17 protein-coding genes are annotated in these 18,522 nt (G+C 66.4%); 10 read left to right on the top strand and 7 right to left on the bottom strand.

The genetic code is table 11. The features are described 5' to 3' along the window. Window positions 1–2 precede the first annotated feature (2 nt). The 4 genes from nth to fdxA form a co-directional block, all read right to left on the bottom strand. The gene (nth, locus tag WBG56_RS05475; protein ID WP_424266046.1) at window positions 3–641 is read right to left on the bottom strand and encodes an endonuclease III; all 639 of its coding nucleotides are present in this window, start codon (window positions 639–641) and stop codon (window positions 3–5) included. Next, on the bottom strand, window positions 638–1,246 hold the full coding sequence (locus tag WBG56_RS05470) for an RnfABCDGE type electron transport complex subunit B (protein WP_424266044.1): 609 nt from the start codon (window positions 1,244–1,246) through the stop codon (window positions 638–640). Before WBG56_RS05470 ends, nth begins: the two co-directional genes overlap by 4 nt. A gap of 105 nt (window positions 1,247–1,351) precedes the next feature. Next, a complete protein-coding gene (locus WBG56_RS05465) occupies window positions 1,352–2,569 on the bottom strand; it encodes a polyhydroxyalkanoate depolymerase (RefSeq protein WP_424266042.1) in 1,218 nt (405 codons plus the stop codon). Between the two features lie 190 nt (window positions 2,570–2,759). Further along, window positions 2,760–3,086, bottom strand: a complete 327-nt coding sequence (gene fdxA / locus WBG56_RS05460) for a ferredoxin FdxA (RefSeq protein ID WP_424266040.1) — start codon at window positions 3,084–3,086, stop codon at window positions 2,760–2,762. A gap of 219 nt (window positions 3,087–3,305) precedes the next feature. On the opposite strand from fdxA, the gene WBG56_RS05455 reads away from it, so the two are divergent. The 4 genes from WBG56_RS05455 (at window position 3,306) to accD (ending at window position 8,560) form a co-directional block, all read left to right on the top strand. After that, window positions 3,306–5,504, top strand: coding sequence for a RelA/SpoT family protein (locus WBG56_RS05455; protein WP_424266038.1), 2,199 nt, complete (start codon window positions 3,306–3,308; stop codon window positions 5,502–5,504). A 135-nt stretch (window positions 5,505–5,639) separates the two neighbouring features. Further along, a complete protein-coding gene (gene trpB / locus WBG56_RS05450) occupies window positions 5,640–6,839 on the top strand; it encodes a tryptophan synthase subunit beta (RefSeq protein ID WP_424266036.1) in 1,200 nt (399 codons plus the stop codon). Between the two features lie 9 nt (window positions 6,840–6,848). Beyond that, on the top strand, window positions 6,849–7,682 hold the full coding sequence (trpA, locus tag WBG56_RS05445; RefSeq protein WP_424266034.1) for a tryptophan synthase subunit alpha: 834 nt from the start codon (window positions 6,849–6,851) through the stop codon (window positions 7,680–7,682). Continuing rightward, complete coding sequence (accD, locus tag WBG56_RS05440; RefSeq protein ID WP_424266032.1) at window positions 7,679–8,560, top strand: acetyl-CoA carboxylase, carboxyltransferase subunit beta; 882 nt, start codon at window positions 7,679–7,681, stop codon at window positions 8,558–8,560. The genes trpA and accD overlap by 4 nt, the downstream gene beginning before the upstream one ends. A gap of 228 nt (window positions 8,561–8,788) precedes the next feature. On the opposite strand, the gene WBG56_RS05435 is transcribed toward accD, so the two are convergent. Continuing rightward, window positions 8,789–11,701 carry an Rne/Rng family ribonuclease gene (locus tag WBG56_RS05435; RefSeq protein ID WP_424266030.1) on the bottom strand — a complete coding sequence of 971 codons (2,913 nt, stop codon included), beginning with the start codon at window positions 11,699–11,701 and terminating at the stop codon, window positions 8,789–8,791. A gap of 454 nt (window positions 11,702–12,155) precedes the next feature. On the opposite strand from WBG56_RS05435, the gene WBG56_RS05430 reads away from it, so the two are divergent. Beyond that, window positions 12,156–13,127, top strand: a complete 972-nt coding sequence (locus WBG56_RS05430) for an RluA family pseudouridine synthase (RefSeq protein ID WP_424266028.1) — start codon at window positions 12,156–12,158, stop codon at window positions 13,125–13,127. Between the two features lie 14 nt (window positions 13,128–13,141). Then, window positions 13,142–13,882, top strand: coding sequence for an HAD family hydrolase (locus WBG56_RS05425; RefSeq protein ID WP_424266353.1), 741 nt, complete (start codon window positions 13,142–13,144; stop codon window positions 13,880–13,882). Between the two features lie 317 nt (window positions 13,883–14,199). On the opposite strand, the gene WBG56_RS05420 is transcribed toward WBG56_RS05425, so the two are convergent. Beyond that, window positions 14,200–14,907: an SAM-dependent methyltransferase gene (locus tag WBG56_RS05420; RefSeq protein ID WP_424266026.1), complete on the bottom strand. Its 708-nt coding sequence runs from the start codon at window positions 14,905–14,907 to the stop codon at window positions 14,200–14,202. Between the two features lie 4 nt (window positions 14,908–14,911). Next, the gene (locus tag WBG56_RS05415) at window positions 14,912–15,508 is read right to left on the bottom strand and encodes a Maf family nucleotide pyrophosphatase (protein ID WP_424266024.1); all 597 of its coding nucleotides are present in this window, start codon (window positions 15,506–15,508) and stop codon (window positions 14,912–14,914) included. 167 nt (window positions 15,509–15,675) lie between these two features. Between WBG56_RS05415 and WBG56_RS05410 the strand changes: the two genes are divergently transcribed. From WBG56_RS05410 to WBG56_RS05395, 4 genes are all read left to right on the top strand, one after another. Next, entirely contained in the window at window positions 15,676–16,182 is a 507-nt protein-coding gene (locus WBG56_RS05410; protein ID WP_424266022.1) for a YceD family protein, read from the top strand. A 65-nt stretch (window positions 16,183–16,247) separates the two neighbouring features. Next, window positions 16,248–16,430: a 50S ribosomal protein L32 gene (rpmF, locus tag WBG56_RS05405; RefSeq protein WP_298013908.1), complete on the top strand. Its 183-nt coding sequence runs from the start codon at window positions 16,248–16,250 to the stop codon at window positions 16,428–16,430. A 28-nt stretch (window positions 16,431–16,458) separates the two neighbouring features. Next, the gene (gene plsX, locus WBG56_RS05400) at window positions 16,459–17,517 is read left to right on the top strand and encodes a phosphate acyltransferase PlsX (protein WP_424266019.1); all 1,059 of its coding nucleotides are present in this window, start codon (window positions 16,459–16,461) and stop codon (window positions 17,515–17,517) included. A 19-nt stretch (window positions 17,518–17,536) separates the two neighbouring features. Beyond that, the gene (locus WBG56_RS05395; RefSeq protein ID WP_424266017.1) at window positions 17,537–18,511 is read left to right on the top strand and encodes a beta-ketoacyl-ACP synthase III; all 975 of its coding nucleotides are present in this window, start codon (window positions 17,537–17,539) and stop codon (window positions 18,509–18,511) included. The last annotated feature ends 11 nt before the right edge of the window (window positions 18,512–18,522 follow it).

Genomic DNA, 18,522 nt, shown 5'->3' with positions numbered 1-18,522 from the left:
ACTCAGGTCGGCCGGGTCTTGTCCGGGTAGTCGCACAGGTCGCTGATCGGGCATTGCGGACATTTGGGCGTGCGGGCCACGCAGACGTAGCGGCCGTGCAGGATCAGCCAGTGGTGAGCGTCCAGCAGATACTCTTTCGGGACCCGTTTCAGCAACGCCTGTTCGACGGCCAGCACGGTTTTCCCCGGTGCGATTCCAGTCCGGTTGGCGACGCGGAAAATATGCGTGTCCACCGCCATGGCGGTTTGCCGGAATGCCGTGTTCAAGACCACGTTGGCGGTCTTTCGGCCGACCCCCGGCAGCGCCTCCAGGGCCTCGCGGCGGTCGGGCACCTGGCCGCCGTGGCGTTCCAGCAGCAGTTCGCATGTGCGGATCGCGTTGCGGGCCTTGGTCTTGTACAGGCCGATGGTGCGGATGGCGTCTCTCAGGCCGTCTTCGCCCAGGGCCAACAGGCCTTCAGGCGTGCCGTGCCCGGGGAAGAATCGGCGCGTGGCCAGGTTGACCGAGCGGTCGGTGGCTTGCGCCGAGAGCATCACGGCGATCAACAGCTGGAAGGTGCTGTCGTATTCCAGTTCAGTCTTGGGGTGGGGGTTGGCCTCGCGCAGGCGGCGGAAGCATTCCTCGATGGCTGTGCGTTTCATGAGCGTCGGGCGCGGGCCCGGGCCAGGGCCTGGGCGATGCGGTCCTGTTTATCGTGGTCGGTGGCGGCGGCCAGGGCCGGCTTGTTGGCCAGGGTGCGGGCGGCCGGCCCGGCGGATTCGGCGTGGCGGGCCAGCAGCCGCTCGGTGCGCGACCGATAGCGCTGGCGGGCCGCCCGGGCGTCATCGGGGGACCAGTCGCGCCCGGCCGGCGTCATGGAAATGCAGTCGACCGGGCAGGGGGCCACGCACAGCTCGCAGCCGGTGCAGTCGGCCTCGATGACGGTGTGCATGCTTTGGCTGGCTCCCAGGATGGCGTCCACGGGGCAGGCCTGGATGCACAGGGTGCAGCCGATGCAGTGTTCTTCGTCGATCAGCGCGACGCGAAAGGGCTGGTGGGCGCCGCAGTCCGGGTCCAGCGGCCTGGCCGGCCGGTTCAGTCGTTGCGACAGGGCGGCGATGGTCCGCGGCCCGCCAGGCGGGCAGCGGTTGGTGTCGGCCCGGCCTTCGGCCATGGCCTGCGCGTAGGGGCGGCAGCCGTCAAAGCCGCATTGTCCGCACTGTGTCTGCGGCAGCAGGGCGTCCAGATCGTCAATGAGAGAAGGCATGAGGAAAACAGGTTCGCTGAAAACACCGTCGCGTGGCCGTGTTCCGGGCGGGAAGCGCCTGCGTCCCGGCGGTGCGGCCGGGTTGCTGCGGGCGCGTGCGATGAATCAGGCGTGGGCGCGGATGAACGCCGAGATTTTAGGACAGATCTGCGAACGCCAGCGCCGTCCGGAGAAAATCCCGTAATGCCCGCAGTCCTTGGCCGTGTAGGTTTCCCGCATCGAGGGCGGCAGATTGGCGCACAGCTGGTGGGCCGCATGGGTCTGGCCGGAGCCCGAAATGTCGTCGAGTTCGCCTTCGATGGTCAGCAGGGCGGTCTTGCGGATGGCGGCGGGTTCCACCAGGGCGCCGTCAATGGTCCAGTTGCCCATGGGCAGGCTGAATTCCTGGAAGACGGTGCGGATGGTGTCCAGGTAGAAGCGGGCCGGCATGTCCAGCACGGCGTTGTATTCGTCGTAGAAGCGGCGATGGGCTTCCGCGTCGTTGTCGTCGCCGCGCAGCAAGTGCAGGTAGAAATCGTAGTGGGATTTCAGGTGGCGGTCGGGATTCATGGCGACAAAGCCCGCGTGCTGCAGGAAACCGGGGTATACCAGGCGCCCGGCGCCCGGGTAGCGGGCCGGCACGCGGTGGATCAGGTTGTCTTCGAACCAGGCGTAGGGCTTGGTGGTGGCCAGGCGGTTGACCTGCGTGGGCGATTTCCGGGTGTCGATGGGGCCGCCCATCATGATCATGCTGCGCGGTTGGCAGGGCTCTTCGGCGCCGGCCAGCAGGGAGACCGCGGCCAGCACGGGCACCGTGGGCTGGCAGACCGACATCACGTGCGTGTCGGGTCCCAGGTGGCGCAGGAATGTCTGGATATAGTGCACATAGTCGTCCAGGCCGAAAGTGCCTTCGGCGGCCGGCACCATGCGCGCGTCGATCCAGTCGGTGACGTAGACGTCATGATCGGGCAGCAGCGCCCGGACGGTGTCGCGCAGCAGCGTGGCGTGGTGGCCCGAGAGCGGCGCCACCAGCAGGATGCAGGGATCCTGGCGCCGGATGTCGCGGCGAAAATGCACCAGACGGCAGAAAGGCTGGGCCAGGGCGATGTCTTCAGCGACGGCGACTTCCCGGTCGTCGATCGTCGTGACCGGCAGGTTCCAGGCGGGTTTCTCGTAGTCCTTGCCCATGCGGTGCGCCAGCTCGTAGGTGGCGGCGAACTGCCGCGACAAGGGCGTGTAGGCCAGCGGGCTGTAGGGATTGGAGAACAGCTGGGACCCCGTTTCGGTGAAGGCGGTGAAGGGGGCCAGGAGAGAGCGTTGCAGCTCGTGAAGATCGTACAGCATGGATGAATGCGTTCCGGTGGTCGGCGATGGCGCAGATCGTGCGCCCTCATATCGGTAGTCCGGATTTAAAGTACTGGTAATCGTTACGACGCGCTACAGGAATTACCCGAGGCGGGCGGATTCCCTGCTCAGGGTGTGGGCTTTTACAGACAGACGCGGCCGCGCTGGCGGCTCGCTTCGCGCGGGGGGCTCAGGGGCGTTCCAGGTATTTGAGCTTGTCGGCGACGCCGTTCCATTCGTCGGCGCCGTCCAGGGCCTGGATGGAGCGGTTGATGGGTCCGAAAATAGGGGACAGCTCGGCATTCAGGGGGATGTAGTCGACCTGATCCTGAGGCACGTCTTCTTCGGCGAAGATGGCATTGGCGGGGCATTCCGGTACGCAGACCGCGCAGTCGATGCATTCCTCGGGGTCGATGACCAGGAAATTGGGCCCCTCGCGAAAACAGTCCACCGGACAGACGTCGACGCAGTCGGTAAATTTACATTTAATACAGTTTTCGGTGACGACGTGGGTCATGGGGGGAACTCCGGCAGGCAAACAGAGGCCGATGACGGCCTGGGGGGATTTTACCGAATTTATCCGGGTCAACCCGCAGAGCCTGATATGGGGATAGGGATGGGGCCGCGCGAGCCACGCCCCCGGAGAGCCGCCGGTCGGCGGCGACCATCGGCCGGAGGACTCAAGTAGTATAGAGGGGTGGCCGATTGCGGCTGTCTTCCCTTGTGTTTCCTTGCCATGAGCATCCCTTCGAGCACTGTACTGACCGACCCGTTTGACCCGGACTGGTTCCGGGCGGCAACCCAGGGCCTGGATGACGATGGGGCGGCTCTGCTGCGGCAGGCGGTGGATTGGGTGCGCGAGCCTTTGAGCCAGGCTCGGGCCAGCACGGGGGAACCCTTGGCTGCGCACTGCGCGGCCGTGGCCCTGATCCTGCGGGATCTGGGCGCGGACGCCGCGACGCAGGCGGGGGCCCTGCTGGCCGTGCAGCCGGTGCCGGCAGGCGAACTCTCCCGCACGGACCCCTTGCGCAAGGCCTTCGGCCCGGAAGTCGCCACGCTGGTGCAGGGCGCGCGCGCCCTGCTGCATCTGGGGGCCGTGGCCAGGCGCGCCGGGGGTGAATCCGGGGCCGATCAAAAGGAAATGCAGCGCAAGATGCTGCTGGCCATGGCGGCCGACCTGCGTATCGTGCTGATGCGGCTGGCTTCGCGGCTGCAGTCCTTGCGCTGGTTCGCCGCGACCCACACGCCCTGTCCGCCGGAATTCGCGCGGGAAACCATGGCGCTCTACACGCCGCTGGCCAACCGGCTGGGGATCTGGCAGCTGAAATGGGAAATGGAGGACCTGTCCTTCCGCTTTCTGCAGCCCGATACCTACAAGACCATCGCCCGCCAGCTGGAAGAAAAACGCGTCGAGCGCGAAGCCTTCATCGATGACGTGGTGGACCGGCTGCGGACGGCGCTGGATGACGCGCACATCCAGGCGGATATCAGCGGCCGGCCCAAGCACATCTACAGCATCTGGAACAAGATGCGTATCAAGCACCTGGAATTCCACCAGCTGTTCGACCTGCGGGCCCTGCGCGTGATCGTGGCCGACGAGCGCACCTGCTACGCTGTGCTGGCCCTGGTGCATGCCATGTGGACCCCGATGCCCGAAGAATTCGACGACTACATCGCGCGGCCCAAGCCCAACGGCTACCGGTCCCTGCACACGGTGGTGGCGGACGGCCAGGGGCGGGCATTCGAGGTGCAGATCCGCACCCGGGACATGCATCAGTTCGCCGAGTTCGGCATGGCGGCGCACTGGCGCTATAAAGAGGCCGGGTCCCGGGGCGGACAGGTGGCGGCGTCGGGGGAATACGATCGGAAGATCGCCTGGATGCGCCAGTTGCTGGCGTGGAAGGAAGACGGCGGGCCGGCGCCGGCGCCCGAGGCGCCGCGCAGCGAACGGCACATCTATGTCATGACGCCGCAGGCCCGGGTGCTGGAGCTGCCCGAAGGCGCCACTCCCGTCGATTTCGCCTATCTGCTGCATACCGACCTGGGGCACCGCTGTCGCGGCGCCCGGGTCGACGGCCAGATGGTGCCCTTGTCCACGTCCTTGCGCACCGGCCAGACGGTCGAGATCATCGCGGCCAAATCGGGGGGGCCTTCGCGGGACTGGCTCAACCCGCAGCTGGGCTATCTGGCCAGCCCGCGCGCCCGGGCCAAGGTGCGGGCCTGGTTCAACGCGGTGGAATTGCAGCAGCGCATCGCCCAGGGCCAGACGCTGGTTGAAAAAGAACTGCAGCGCCTGGGCAGGACCGCCGTCAACCAGGAGCATCTGGCCCAGCAACTGGGGTTCGCCCGGGCGGATGATCTGTATGTGGCAGCCGCCAAGGAAGAGTTCAGCCTGAGGCAGATCGACCAGGCCTTCCGCGAGCCGGAATCCGAACCGGCAATGCCGGATGCCGCCCGCGTGTATGCCAGCGATGCCGGCAGCGTGGCGCGCACCGGTAAAAGCGGGGTCCTGGTGGTGGGAGTGGATTCCCTGCTGACGCAGTTGGCCCGCTGTTGCCGTCCGGCCCCTCCGGATGCCATCCAGGGGTTCGTGACGCGGGGCCGGGGGGTGTCCATTCACCGGCAGGATTGCGCGTCCTGGGCTGCGCTGGCCCAGCGGCATCCGGAACGCTGCATCCAGGTGGCCTGGGGGGAAACCGGCCAGGCTTTGTACCCGGTGGATCTCAGCATCCATGCCCAGGATCGGCCCAATCTCCTGCGGGATCTGTCCGAAGTGTTCGCCCGCCTGCGGCTGCGGGTGGTTCGGGTGACGACCCACAGCCGGCGGTCTCTGGCGCATATGGTGTTCACGATCGAAGTGCGCGACGGCGCGCAGATCCGCCAGGCGCTGGACGCCGTCAATGAGTTGCCGGGGGTCCAGGCCAGCCGGCAATAGCCGGACGGCGCGACCCGCCGCGGGCCGGATGCGGCAGCGGCTGCTGCCCGTCGGCCCGCGCTGTTAAAATGCCTGTTTGGCTGGCCGTTGTGGCCCGCTCCGCCCGGTTCGGGCACCTTTGAAGCGAGTCTGGATTTGAAACCCTATCATTTGCCGGATGCACAGGGGCATTTTGGCCAGTTTGGCGGTTCATTCGTGGCCGAAACCCTGGTGCACGCCCTGGATGCCCTGCAGAAAGCCTATCAGCACTACCGGGACGATCCTGAATTCCTGCGCGAGTTCGCCGACGAGCTGGAACACTTCGTCGGGCGCCCCAGCCCTGTCTATCATGCGCGGCGCTGGTCGCAGCAACTGGGCGGCGCCCAGATCTGGTTCAAGCGCGAAGACCTGAACCATACCGGCGCCCATAAGGTCAACAACTGCATCGGCCAGGCGCTCCTGGCCCGCCGCATGGGCAAGCCCCGCGTGATCGCTGAAACCGGCGCCGGCCAGCACGGTGTGGCGACGGCCACGGTGGCGGCCCGCTATGGTCTGGAATGCGTGGTCTACATGGGCAGCGAAGACGTGCGCCGTCAGGCATCCAACGTCTATCGCATGAAGCTGCTGGGCGCCCAGGTGGTGCCGGTGGAATCCGGGTCGCGCACGCTGAAAGACGCCTTGAACGAAGCCATGCGCGACTGGGTCACCAACGTCGAAAATACGTTCTACATCATCGGCACGGTGGCGGGCCCGCATCCGTATCCGCTGATGGTGCGCGACTTCCAGACCATCATCGGCCGCGAATGCCTGGAGCAGATGCCGCGCGATGCCGGGCGCCAGCCTGACTATGTGGTCGCCGCCGTGGGCGGGGGGTCCAATGCCATCGGCATCTTCCATCCCTATATCGAACATGAATCCGTGCGCCTGATCGGCGTCGAAGCCGCCGGCGAAGGCCTGGACAGCGGGCACCATGCCGCGTCCCTGAATCGCGGGGTGGTGGGCGTGCTGCATGGCAACCGCACGTACCTGCTGCAGGATGCCAACGGCCAGATCACCGAAACCCATTCCATCTCCGCCGGTCTGGACTACCCGGGCGTCGGGCCGGAACATGCCTGGCTGAAGGATTCAGGGCGGGCTCAGTACGTGGGCATCACGGACCAGGAAGCCCTGGCCGCCTTCCACAGCTGCTGCCGCATCGAAGGCATCATGCCGGCGCTGGAATCCGCCCATGCCATCGCTTATGCGGCCAAACTCGCGCCCACGCTGCCCGAAGACCAGATCATTCTGGTCAATCTGTCCGGGCGGGGCGACAAAGACATGCATACCGTGGCCGAAACCAGCGGCATCGCGCTTTAGGAGCTTCTCTTGACTGCATCCAATCACCGCCTGGCGGCTGCCTTTTCCGGCCTGTCGGGGGGCACGGCCCTGATCCCCTATATCACGGCCGGAGATCCTCTGGTCACGTCCACGCCTGCCCTGATGCACGCGCTCGTGGCCGCAGGCGCCAACGTCATCGAACTGGGCGTGCCGTTTTCCGATCCCATGGCCGATGGCCCGGTCATCCAGCGGGCCGGAGAACGCGCCATCGCGGCCGGCGCCAGCCTGGCCCGGGTGCTGGATCTGGTGGCCGAATTCCGCCGCCAGGACGACCGTACGCCCGTCGTGCTGATGGGCTATGCCAATCCCATCGAGTGCATGGGCCGGGATGATTTCGTGCGCCGCGCCGCCCAAGCGGGCGTCGACGGGGTTCTGGTGGTGGACTACACCCCCGAGGAATCCGTCGATTTCGCCGCCGGCCTGTCGGCGGCCGGCATCGATCCCATCTACCTGCTGGCGCCGACCTCCACCGAATCCCGGATGGCCGACGTCGCGCGCCTGGCCCGGGGTTATGTGTACTATGTCTCCCTGAAGGGCGTCACGGGCGCCGGTCATCTGGATACCGATGACGTCGCCCGCCATCTGGCCACCATCCGCCGCCACGTCGGCATTCCCGTCGGCGTCGGTTTCGGCATCCGGGATGCCGCCAGCGCCGCCCGCGTGGCGACGCATGCCGACGCCGTCGTCATCGGCAGCAAACTGATTCAAATCATCGAGGAAACCTCGCTTGGCGACGGCCCTCAGGCAGCGGTAGGCGCCGCTGCCGCGTGGCTGGCCGATGTCCGCCAAGCCCTCGATCACGTCCAAAAAGGTCAACCATGAGCTGGTTCGAAAAAATCCTGCCCCCGCGCATCAATCGACAACACGACGCCGTATCCAAACGGGTCCCGGAAGGCCTGTGGGTCAAATGCCCCTCGTGCGAATCCGTGCTGTACAAAGAAGATCTGCTGGCGACCCTGAATGTGTGCCCGAAATGCAGTCATCACATGCGCATCGGGGCGCGGGCGCGGATCGACGCCTTGCTGGACTCGGAAGGCCGGGTTGAAATCGGCAGTCAGACGCGTCCCATGGACCCTCTGAAATTCAAGGATTCGCGCAAATACCCGGAACGCGTTTCCGAAGCAACCAAGCAGACAGGTGAGTCCGAGGCCATGGTGGTCATGAGCGGCACGATACTGTCGGTGCCGGCTGTGCTGGCCTGCTTCGAATTTTCCTTCATGGGCGGTTCGATGGGGTCGGTGGTGGGTGAACGCTTCGCCCGGGGCGTCCAGGCGGCCATCGATCACCGCATGCCCTTCATCTGCGTGTCGTCCTCCGGCGGCGCCCGCATGCAGGAATCGCTGTTTTCCCTGATGCAGATGGCCAAGACCACGGCCATGCTGCATCAGTTGTCCGAAGCCGGCCTGCCGTTCATCAGCATTCTCACGGACCCCACCATGGGGGGCGTGTCCGCGTCCTTTGCCTTCATGGGCGACGTCGTCATGGCCGAACCCAACGCTTTGATCGGCTTCGCCGGCCCGCGCGTGATCGAACAGACCGTGCGTGAAAAATTACCGGAAGGCTTCCAGCGGGCCGAGTTCCTGCTGACCAAGGGCGCCATCGATTGCGTCGTGGATCGCCGCGAGATGCAGGCCGAACTGGCCCATATCCTGGCGCTGTTCACCCGCCAGCCGATCGAGGTCGTCTCCAAGGCGGCCTGACGCCCCGCAGGCGGGCAGCCCGGCGGCGGACGATGCTGTCATGGCGCCCGCCGCGGCGATGCGTCCGGCGCCGTTCTGATCATTGCGTCCGAGGCATGAAAAGGCCCGGGATCTTCGCAGATCCCGGGCCTTTTTTACCACTGGGCGTTTCCGGGGATGACAGTGTTCCCCTGGGAGGCGCCCGGTCGTGGAATAGCGCTGGCGCGTTATTCCACGACTGTCGTGCCGTCAGTGCGTGGTTTCCACCTGCTGCAGGGGTTCTTCCTGCGCCTTGGCGACGGTTTTGCGGGCGCGGCCCAGAGGCTTGGGCGCCGACTCGGGCGTGGCCGGGGTGGCTCCCGCCCGGGTTTCGATGAGCTGCATGCCGGCGGATTGCAGGGATTCATCGATGGTCGGCAGGACGATCGGGTGATGGCTGTCCTCTGCCGGCGCAGGCACCGGGGCTGCCGGAGGCAGGTGGAAAGCAGGCGTCGCGGCGGCTGCGGGGACGTCGGCGGCCTCAGGCGCATCAGCTTCGGAGGCGTCGGTTTCCGGCGCGTCGACTTCGGGCGCGGCGGCCGGCATCGCGGAGGGGGCCTCGAAGATCTCGGCCGGGACGACGGCAGGCGCTGGTTCCGCGAAGGCAGCGGTTTCTGCAGCCACGGCTTCGGGCGCTGCCGGCGTGACGTCGGTTTCTTCGGCCGGCGCAGCTTGCAGGGAGTCCGCTTCTTCTTCCGTATCCAGGGCTTCCGGATCGAAGCGCGGCGTTTCATGCGTTTCGAGATCGCTTGAGCCGGTCTCCGGGGTGTCCGTCGTGTCTGTGCTGGACGCGGATTCCGCGCCTTCGCCGGTACGGCGACCGCGACGGCCGCGACGACGACGGCGCTTGCGCTCCGGGTCCGGGCTGTCCAGGCCGGCGTCCCCTTCGACGTCGACGGCCGGGCCGGCGACCAGGTCGGCATCGGTGTCGGTCGGCGCCGGCGCGTCATCGCGAGCGGCGGCGGGCGCGGCGGGTTCCATTGTCGAGGCGGTTGCCACAGCGGCGACGGCCGTCAGTTCGGCAGTGTCGGTTGCGACCTGATCCTGCGTGTCTTCGCTGCGGGTGCGGCCACGGCCACGGCGGTTGCGGCTGCGGCGCGGTTCTGCCGTGTCTTGCGTGGCGTCAGCCGCGGGGACGGCGGGCCTTGCCGTTTGAGCGGCGCGGTCGTCCGACGTGCGTTCGCGGCGCTGCGTGGGGCGGCTGTCCGTGGATTTCTCCGCGCGCTCGGCACGATCCTGGGGTTCCGCCTTTTCCGCGCGACCGCCGCGGTCGCCGCGGCCATTGGCGCGGGATTCCGGGCGGCGTCCATTGTGGCGGCCGGCGCCATTGCGTCGACGACCGTCATCTTCCCGGCGAGCCGGGCTGGATGGGGTGGATTCCGCAGGCGCGGCCGGTTGCGCGGTCGTGCCGGTGAACCAGGACAGGACGCGCTTGAGCAGGCCCCCCGTGGCATCGGCGGCCGGCGCCGGTGCGGCGGCAGCGGCCTTGGCCGGACGTTCGACGTGGTGCGGCGCCGGCTGGGCGGGCTGGATGCCCTTGACCAGGGCTTCCGGGCGCGCCTTGGCTTCCTGGTCCTTGTTGGGCTGCCAGACGAGCTTGTCTTCGGGTTCCTGGACGAGTTCGAAGCTGGTCTTGTTGTCGTCCAGCCGGGGATCGTCGTGGCGCAGCCGCTCGATGTGGTGATGCGGCGTTTCCAGGGACTTGTTGGGGATCAGGACCAGGTTGACCTTCAGGCGCGACTCGATCTGGCTGATGTCGTGGCGCTTTTCGTTCAGCAGGAAGGTGGCGACGTCCACCGGCACCTGAGCGTGCAGGGCGGCGGTGCCTTCCTTCATGGCTTCTTCCTGCAGCAGGCGCAGCACGTGCAGCGCGCTGGATTCCGCATCACGGATCACGCCGGTGCCGGTGCAGCGCGGGCAGGTGACGTGCGAGCCTTCGTTCAGGGCGGGACGCAGGCGCTGGCGGGACAGTTCCATCAGGCCGAAGCGGGAAATCTTGCCCATCTGGACGCGGGCGCGGTCGAAGTGCAGGGCGTCGCGCAGGCGCTGTTCGACGGCGCGCTGGTTCTTGCCTTCTTCCATGTCGATGAAGTCGATCACGATCAGGCCGCCCAGGTCGCGCAGGCGCAGCTGGCGGGCGACTTCGTCGGCCGCTTCCACGTTGGTGCGCAGGGCGGTTTCCTCGATGTCGGCGCCACGGGTGGAACGGGCCGAGTTGACGTCCACGGCCACCAGGGCCTCGGTGTGATCGATGACGATGGCGCCGCCCGAGGGCAGCGTCACCGTGCGCGAGTAGGCGGTTTCGATCTGGTGTTCGATCTGGAAGCGGGAGAACAGCGGCACGTCGTCGCGGTAGCGTTTCACGCGACTGACGTTGTCGGGCATGACCACGCTCATGAAGGCCGTGGCCTGGTCGTGGATGTCGTCCGTGTCGATCAGGATCTCGCCGATTTCAGGCGAGAAATAGTCGCGGATGGCGCGGATGACCAGGCTGGATTCCAGGTAGATCAGGATCGGAGCCTTGTTTTCACGGGCGGCGCCGTCGATGGCGGTCCAGAGTTGCAGCAGGTAATTCAGGTCCCACTGCAGTTCTTCCACGCTGCGGCCGATACCGGCCGTGCGGGCGATCATGCTCATGCCGGCCGGGACTTCCAGCTGGTCCATGGTGTCGCGCAGTTCCTGGCGATCTTCGCCTTCCACGCGGCGCGAGACGCCGCCGCCGCGCGGATTGTTGGGCATCAGGACCAGGTAGCGGCCCGCCAGGGAAATAAAGGTCGTCAGGGCCGCGCCTTTGTTGCCGCGCTCTTCCTTTTCGACCTGGATGATGAGTTCCTGGCCTTCGGTCAGCGCATCCTGGATGCGCGCCGTGCGCACGTCCACGCCTTCCTTGAAGTAGGTGCGGGCGACTTCCTTGAAGGGCAGGAAGCCGTGGCGCTCTTCACCGTAGCTGACGAAGCAGGCTTCCAGGCCCGGTTCGATGCGCGTGATGACGCCCTTGTAGATATTGCCTTTGCGCTGTTCGCGCCCGGCAGTTTCAATGTCCAGATCGATGAGTTTCTGGCCATCGACAATGGCGACGCGTAGTTCTTCTTGGTGCGTCGCATTGAACAGCATGCGTTTCATGAGTGGGTTTCTCCGTTGTCAAGGTGCGCCGGATTCGGCGCACGACCACGGGTCACTCGGTGTGCATAGCGGCAGTCTGCGGTGGAGGTGGCTGCGGACGAAATCAGGCCGCGCCAGTCTCCGGTAAGAGTGGCACGGCGCGCCGGTAGGCGCGAGGTTCTGGCAGCAGGAAGGTCAAGGGCACGGTCGTGATTGACGAAAGGTTGCTGGGAACGGCGAACGCGCGAAACGCGGCGTCCGGTGCGGAAGAGCGAGCAGAAATCTGCAACGTCGCACGCGGCTTGTCGATTTCCCCGTCTGATAGGGTGGACGGAGGAACCGGGACAGAGCCGGCGACCAAGGACCCAGAAACCGAAATCCAGGCAGTACAATGATGTCCCTGCAGCCCGGCGGAGCGCATGCCTTGCGTCTCTACGTCTGGCGGTTTTCGGCCTCTATAGGCTGTTGCGATTATATGCCGCTTTTCCCTATGCGCAAAATAGATATGTCACCCGAGCGCCAACCGGCTGTGCGTCAGGTGCTGGTGGACAGCGAATCGGCGGGCCAGCGGCTGGACAATTTCTTGCTGCGCCTGAACAAAGGCGTGCCTAAAAGCCATCTGTACAAGGCCATCCGCGACGGTCAGGTGCGGATCAACAAGGGCCGTTGCCGCGCCGACACACGGGTGCAGGCGGGCGACGTGGTGCGCATCCCGCCGCTGAGGCTGCCCGACCCCGCCGCCCGCCCGGCCGCGCCGCCGGCCACCTTCCCCGTCCTGTACGAAGACGCCCATCTTCTGGTCATCGACAAGCCCGCCGGGGTGGCCGTGCACGGCGGCAGCGGTGTCTCTTTCGGGGTCATCGAGCAGTTGCGGACCGCCCGCCCCGACGAACGTCTGCTGGAACTCGCCCACCGGCTGGACCGGGAAACGTCCGGCGTGCTCATGATCGCCCGCAGCCGCAAGGCCCTGGTGGCCCTGCACGACATGATGCGCAACAGCCTGGGCCGCAAGCACTACCTGGCCCTGGTGGTCGGGGATTGGGTCAACGACCGCCAGCACATCCGCCTGCCGCTGCTGAAATACCTGACCCCGGGCGGCGAGCGCCGCGTGCGGGTCGACCCCCTGGGCAAACCCGCGCACACCATCATCACCTTGCAGCGCCGCTATGGCGGCGCCTATTCCCTGTTGGGCGCCGAGCTGCGCACCGGGCGCACCCACCAGATCCGGGTGCATCTGGCGTCCCAGGGCCATCCCATCGCGGGCGACGAGAAATACGGACCGGATGCCGTCCGCGCGGCGCTCTTCGCCCAGGGCTTCCGGCGCATGTTCCTGCATGCCCACCGGCTGGACATTCCTCACCCCGTGACGGGCGAACCCCTGGCGCTGGAAGCGCCCCTGCCGCCCGCCTGCCGGGCGGTGCTGGACTGGCTGGATACGAAACGATGACCCCCTTGGACGACATGACACAGAACATCCCCCTGACAGCCGCCGACCCGATCGCCGATGCCGGCCTCTCAGCCTACCGGGCCGTGATCTTCGACTGGGACGGCACCCTGCTGGATTCCACCCATCACATCGTCGGCGCCCTGATCGGCGCCTGCCGCGACCTGGGGCTGCGCGAACCCACCCGGGAACAGGCCGGCTGGGTGATCGGACTGTCGCTGCAGACGGCCTTGTACCAGTTGGTCCCCGAACTGCGGGCAGACCAGGTCGACGCCTTCGCGGAACGCTACAAAACCCACTTCAGGCATCTGCTGGCCGACATGCACCTGTTCGACGGACAGGCGCAATTGCTGCGCGACCTGCACGCCCAAGGCGTGGTGCTGGCCGTGGCGACCGGGAAAAGCCGCCTGGGCCTGGATACCTCCATCGAGCGTCTGGGCCTGCAAGATCTGTTCCGGGCCACCCGCACGGTGGACGAGGCCCGAGGCAAGCCCGACCCCGACATGCTGGAGCAACTGCTGGCCGAACTGGACCTGGCCCCCGAATCCGTCCTGATGGTGGGCGACACCACGCACGACGTGCTGATGGCCAAGGCCGCCGGCATCGACAGCCTGGCCGTGTCCTATGGGGCGCACCGGGCCTCCCTGCTGGAATCCGCCCAGCCCACGGCGCTGGTCGGCACGGTGCCCGACATGCAGGCCTGGATCCGCGCCCGCGTCGCTCCCGGCACTTTGAACCGGGAAGTCGTCGATTCCTAGGGCGGTTGTCCGTCAGTCCAGGTAACGACCTGTCAAAGGATCCGGGGCGGGCATTTTTCGTCAGGCGGTGGCCCGCAAGTCTTGCGCCGGCTGTTGGAGCTTGCCGGGCATCAGACCGGGATCGGGGGTGCAAGCGAGCCACCGTTCAAGCGGGACGTTTGTGCTCAGTCCTGTGGACTGAGCACCCCGCGCGTTTGGCGAGCGCCCCGATCCCGGCCTGATGTCCGGGCAGTTCCGGCGCAGCCGGAACCAAGCGACCGGCCGGCGCAAGACTTGCGGGCCGCCGCCGAGGTCTCACTGAATGAAGCCCTGGTCGTTCAACTCGCCAAAAACAGAAACAAGGTCGGCTTCTTCTCGAAATCCGGCGCCCCCGCCTTGCGCCACTGCGCCACCGTCCGGGTCTGGATCGACTCGTCCGCGCACGTCAACGAACTGGCAATGCACACCCGCGTCGTCTCCCTCAGCGTCTGCGTCAAGGCATCGAACATCGCCTTGTTGCGGTAGGGGGTTTCAATCAGGATCTGCGTCTGCTGTTGTTTGTGCGACATGGATTCCCAGGCCCGCAACTGCGCGTCGCGCTCATGCGCCTTCACCGGCGCATAGCCGTGAAATGCAAAGCGTTGACCCTGCAGACCGCTGGCCATCAGCCCCAGCATGATCGACGACGGCCCTGTCCAGGGCAGCACCCGCAGACCGCGCCCATGCGCCTGCGCCACCACCAGCGCCCCCGGATCCGCCACCGCCGGACAACCCGCCTCGGACACCAGCCCCAGATCCTGGTCCGCGGGCACGGCATCCAGCCAGCCGCGGATCTCCTGCTGCGTGCTATCCGGTTTCAGCGTGTGGATCGTGATCTCCTGCAGCGGAACCTGCGTGCCGATCAACTTCAGGAATGCCCGTGCCGACTTCGCGTTTTCGGCGATGAAATAGCGTAGTTGCGCGGTGATTTCCCGGGCGGCCAGAGGCAGCCAGCGCTCCGGGGCGGATTCGCCCAGTCCGACGGGAATGAGATGCAGAATAGTCATGGAGTCAGGCCGATGGGGTAGGTTCAGAGGATCCCAAGGGGTCCAGGCCGAAGGCGCGCAGCATGCGGCATACCGCGATCAGGGGCAGACCGATCAGGGCTGTCGGGTCGTCGCTGCGCATGCGGGCCATCAGGGCGATGCCCAGGGCCTCGGCCTTGGCGCTGCCCGCCGTATCGTACGGCTGTTCCGTGCGCAGATAATGCTCGATCTGGGCGGCGCTCAGGGGCAGGAATTCGCATTCGGTAGTGATCTCGTCCTGCAAATGCGATTGCCCGTCGGTGACGCAGACAGCTGTATGGAACCGGACTTCCCGGCCGCTGAAGCGCTGCAACTGGGCTCGGGCGGCCTCGTGGGTGCCGGGCTTGCCGATGGCCTGGCCTTCGCAGGCGGCCACCTGATCCGATCCGATCACCAGGGCGCCGGGGTGATCGGCCAGGACACGGTCGGCCTTTTCCCGGGCCAGCCGCCAGGCCAGGTCCCGGGGGGATTCGCCCGGCAGCGGACGCTCGTCGACGTCCGGCGAGCGGGACTGGAAGGGCAGCCGCAGCCGCTGCAGCAGTTCGCGCCGATAAACGGAGCTGGAGGCCAGGATGAGAGTCATGACGCAAGCCGTAGGGTGGGATCCGGCAGTGTACTGCGCCGCCGCGACCGCCACGGGTTGTCGGATCCCTACACTCCGTTCGAGGGGATTCGTGTGAATCGATCTCCCAAATTGATTAAATCGCCGTTGCCAAGTAAAATCTAGAGTTTTCCTGGAAGTCAGAATTCATGGTCGTCGATGCCGTTGCGTTCTCGCGGGCGGGTCGGGTGCTGGAAGGCAGCCGGAAAGCTTCCGAGTTCGTGCGTCTCACCCAAGGCCTGCCGGTGCCTCAGGATGCTGAAATCACTTGGCGTGTCGCGGGTCGTCAGGATGGCGGCACCGGGCGTTTGTGGCTGGATGTGCATGCCCAAGGGGCGGTGCGACTGGTCTGCCAGCGGTGCCTGAGGCCGTTTGTCTTGCCTGTGCAGGTGGGTAATACGGTCGGGCTGGTCAAAGACCAGGCCCAGCTGGAAGCCCTGGACGCGCTTGAATCCGCCGGTGAAGGCTCCGACGTCGAATATCTGGTTGCCGATCGGCAGCTGGATGTCCTGGCGCTGATCGAAGACGAACTGATTCTGGCTTTGCCCTACGCCCCCCGGCACGATGTCTGCCCTGGGACGGCGGATGAACCAGGACACCAGGATGTGACCAAACCTTCGCCCTTTGCCGTTCTCGAACAGCTCAGGAAACACTGAACCATCATTTAACACTCGGGTTCGCGCTTACCTTAAAATAAGCGACCTCGATCACAGGAGTCATCATGGCTGTCCAGCAAAACAAAAAGAGCCCGTCCAAGCGCGGCATGCATCGCTCGCACGATTTCCTGACGGCGCCGGCCACGGCCATCGAGCCCACCACCGGCGAACAACACCTGCGCCACCACATCAGCCCCAACGGCGTGTATCGCGGCCGCAAGGTCCTGAAGACCAAGAACGACGAGTAATCCGGCGCCTCGGTTTCCATCGCGCCCAATGCCCGATCACACTCTTACCGTCGCCATCGATTGCATGGGCGGCGATCACGGCCTGCCCGTCACGGTGCCGGCGGCGGTGGCGTTCGCCCAGGCGCATCCTGACACCCGCTGCCTGCTGGTGGGGGACGAATCCCAGATTCGCCCCATGCTGGCGCAGCACATGGTGTCCGCCGGGCAGTTCGACATCCTGCATGCTTCCGAAGTCGTCGCCATGCACGATTCGGTCGAAGTCGCCCTGCGCCGCAAAAAGGATTCGTCCATGCGGGTGGCGGCCCAGGCCGTCAAGGACGGCCGCGCCGATGCGGCGGTCTCCGCCGGCAACACCGGCGCCTGGATGGCGATATCCCGCTATGTGCTGAAGACTTTGGACGGCATCGACCGGCCTGCCATCGCCACCGCCTTGCCCAATCAAAAGGGCGGGGCGACCACGGTGCTGGACCTGGGCGCCAACGTCGATTGCTCGGCCGACCATCTGCTGCAGTTCGGCTTGATGGGGGCGGCCCTGGTGTCGGCGGTGGACCGCCGGACCCAGCCTTCGGTGGGCCTGCTCAACATCGGTGAAGAAGTCATCAAGGGCAACGAGGTCGTCAAGCAGGCGGCCGAATTGTTGCGGACCAGCGGGTTGAACTTCTATGGCAACGTCGAAGGCGACGACATCTTCAAGGGCACGGTGGACGTGGTCGTCTGCGACGGCTTCGTCGGCAACGTCGTCCTGAAGTCGGTCGAAGGCCTGGCGCGGATGATCAGCACCATGATGCGCGAGGAATTCCGCCGCACGCCGTTCACCATGGCGGCCGGTCTGGCGGCCACGCCCGTGCTGCGCCGCTTTCGCGATCGGGTGGACAATCGTCGCTACAATGGCGCAGCGCTGCTGGGCTTGCGCGGCATCGTCATCAAGAGCCACGGATCTGCCGATATCTATGCCTATGGACAGGCGCTGCAGCGTGCCCGCGAGGCCGTCTTGAACGGCCTGCTCGAGGGCACCATCCAGCGCCTGGATGCCTTGCGCAGCCGCGTGCCTTCGCCCTCGCAGGGCGATGCTGCCCAGGCTGTCTAGTTTCTTTTTCGGAATCGATATGCCTTACGCCAGGATTACCGGAACGGGCGGCTATCTGCCCCCTCGTGTCGTCACCAACGATGATCTGGCTGCCGACCTGGCCACGCGCGGCGTGGAAACGTCCGACGCCTGGATCGTGGAACGTACCGGCATCCGCCAGCGCCATATCGCCGATCCCGGCACCAAGACCAGCACCCTGGCCACGGCCGCGGCGCGAGCCGCGCTGGAGAACGCCGGTGTGCAGGCGGGCGACCTGGATCTGATCATCGTCGCCACCTCCACGCCCGACTTCATCTTCCCCAGCACCGCCTGTCTGGTGCAGGCCAATCTGGGCGTCGGCGGCGCCGCCGCCTTTGACGTGCAGGCCGTGTGCAGCGGCTTTGTCTATGCCCTGGCGACCGCTGATGCGATGATCCGCGCCGGCCGCGCCCGCCATGCCCTGGTGATCGGCGCCGAGGTCTTTTCCGGCATTCTCGACTGGAACGACCGGCGCACCTGCGTGTTGTTCGGCGACGGCGCGGGGGCCATGGTGCTCAGCGCCTCGGACGAACCCGGCATTCTGGCGGCCCGGCTCAATGCCGATGGGCGCCAACAGCATATCTTGTGCGCTGCGGGCAACGTGGCCGGCGGCCAGGTCACGGGCGATCCCTTCCTGCGGATGGATGGCCAGGCCGTGTTCAAGCTCGCGGTCAATTCCCTGACGCGTTCGGCGCACGAAGTGTGCGAAGAGGCCGGCGTCGAACTCTCGGACCTGGACTGGATGGTCCCGCACCAGGCCAACGTCCGTATCCTGAATTTCATCAGCCGCAAGCTGGCTCTGCCCGAAGACAAGGTGATCGTGACGCTGGACAAGCATGCCAACACGTCGGCGGCCAGCGTCCCCTTGGCGTTCGATGTGGCCTGGCGGGACGGGCGTATCCGTCCGGGGCAACTGGCCCTGCTGCAGGGTGTCGGCGGCGGCTTTACCTGGGGCTCCGTCCTCGTCCGACTGTAAGGCTCGCATCC

It is taken from the genome of Castellaniella sp. (genome assembly GCF_049671645.1).
Classification (GTDB): Bacteria; Pseudomonadota; Gammaproteobacteria; order Burkholderiales; family Burkholderiaceae_B; genus Castellaniella.
The sequence above is the reverse complement of the archived record's forward strand: the minus strand, read 5'-3'. Positions and strand labels throughout refer to the sequence as shown.

What these genes read in the sequence shown, in the direction of transcription:
- nth (WP_424266046.1), bottom strand. Translation starts at nt 641, where the DNA reads ATGAAACGCACAGCCATCGAGGAATGCTTCCGCCGCCTGCGCGAGGCC.
- WBG56_RS05470 (WP_424266044.1), bottom strand. Translation starts at nt 1,246, where the DNA reads ATGCCTTCTCTCATTGACGATCTGGACGCCCTGCTGCCGCAGACACAG.
- WBG56_RS05465 (WP_424266042.1), bottom strand. Translation starts at nt 2,569, where the DNA reads ATGCTGTACGATCTTCACGAGCTGCAACGCTCTCTCCTGGCCCCCTTC.
- fdxA (WP_424266040.1), bottom strand. Translation starts at nt 3,086, where the DNA reads ATGACCCACGTCGTCACCGAAAACTGTATTAAATGTAAATTTACCGAC.
- WBG56_RS05455 (WP_424266038.1), top strand. Translation starts at nt 3,306, where the DNA reads ATGAGCATCCCTTCGAGCACTGTACTGACCGACCCGTTTGACCCGGAC.
- accD (WP_424266032.1), top strand. Translation starts at nt 7,679, where the DNA reads ATGAGCTGGTTCGAAAAAATCCTGCCCCCGCGCATCAATCGACAACAC.
- WBG56_RS05435 (WP_424266030.1), bottom strand. Translation starts at nt 11,701, where the DNA reads ATGAAACGCATGCTGTTCAATGCGACGCACCAAGAAGAACTACGCGTC.
- WBG56_RS05430 (WP_424266028.1), top strand. Translation starts at nt 12,156, where the DNA reads ATGCCGCTTTTCCCTATGCGCAAAATAGATATGTCACCCGAGCGCCAA.
- WBG56_RS05425 (WP_424266353.1), top strand. Translation starts at nt 13,142, where the DNA reads ATGACACAGAACATCCCCCTGACAGCCGCCGACCCGATCGCCGATGCC.
- WBG56_RS05420 (WP_424266026.1), bottom strand. Translation starts at nt 14,907, where the DNA reads ATGACTATTCTGCATCTCATTCCCGTCGGACTGGGCGAATCCGCCCCG.
- WBG56_RS05415 (WP_424266024.1), bottom strand. Translation starts at nt 15,508, where the DNA reads ATGACTCTCATCCTGGCCTCCAGCTCCGTTTATCGGCGCGAACTGCTG.
- WBG56_RS05410 (WP_424266022.1), top strand. Translation starts at nt 15,676, where the DNA reads ATGGTCGTCGATGCCGTTGCGTTCTCGCGGGCGGGTCGGGTGCTGGAA.
- rpmF (WP_298013908.1), top strand. Translation starts at nt 16,248, where the DNA reads ATGGCTGTCCAGCAAAACAAAAAGAGCCCGTCCAAGCGCGGCATGCAT.
- plsX (WP_424266019.1), top strand. Translation starts at nt 16,459, where the DNA reads ATGCCCGATCACACTCTTACCGTCGCCATCGATTGCATGGGCGGCGAT.
- WBG56_RS05395 (WP_424266017.1), top strand. Translation starts at nt 17,537, where the DNA reads ATGCCTTACGCCAGGATTACCGGAACGGGCGGCTATCTGCCCCCTCGT.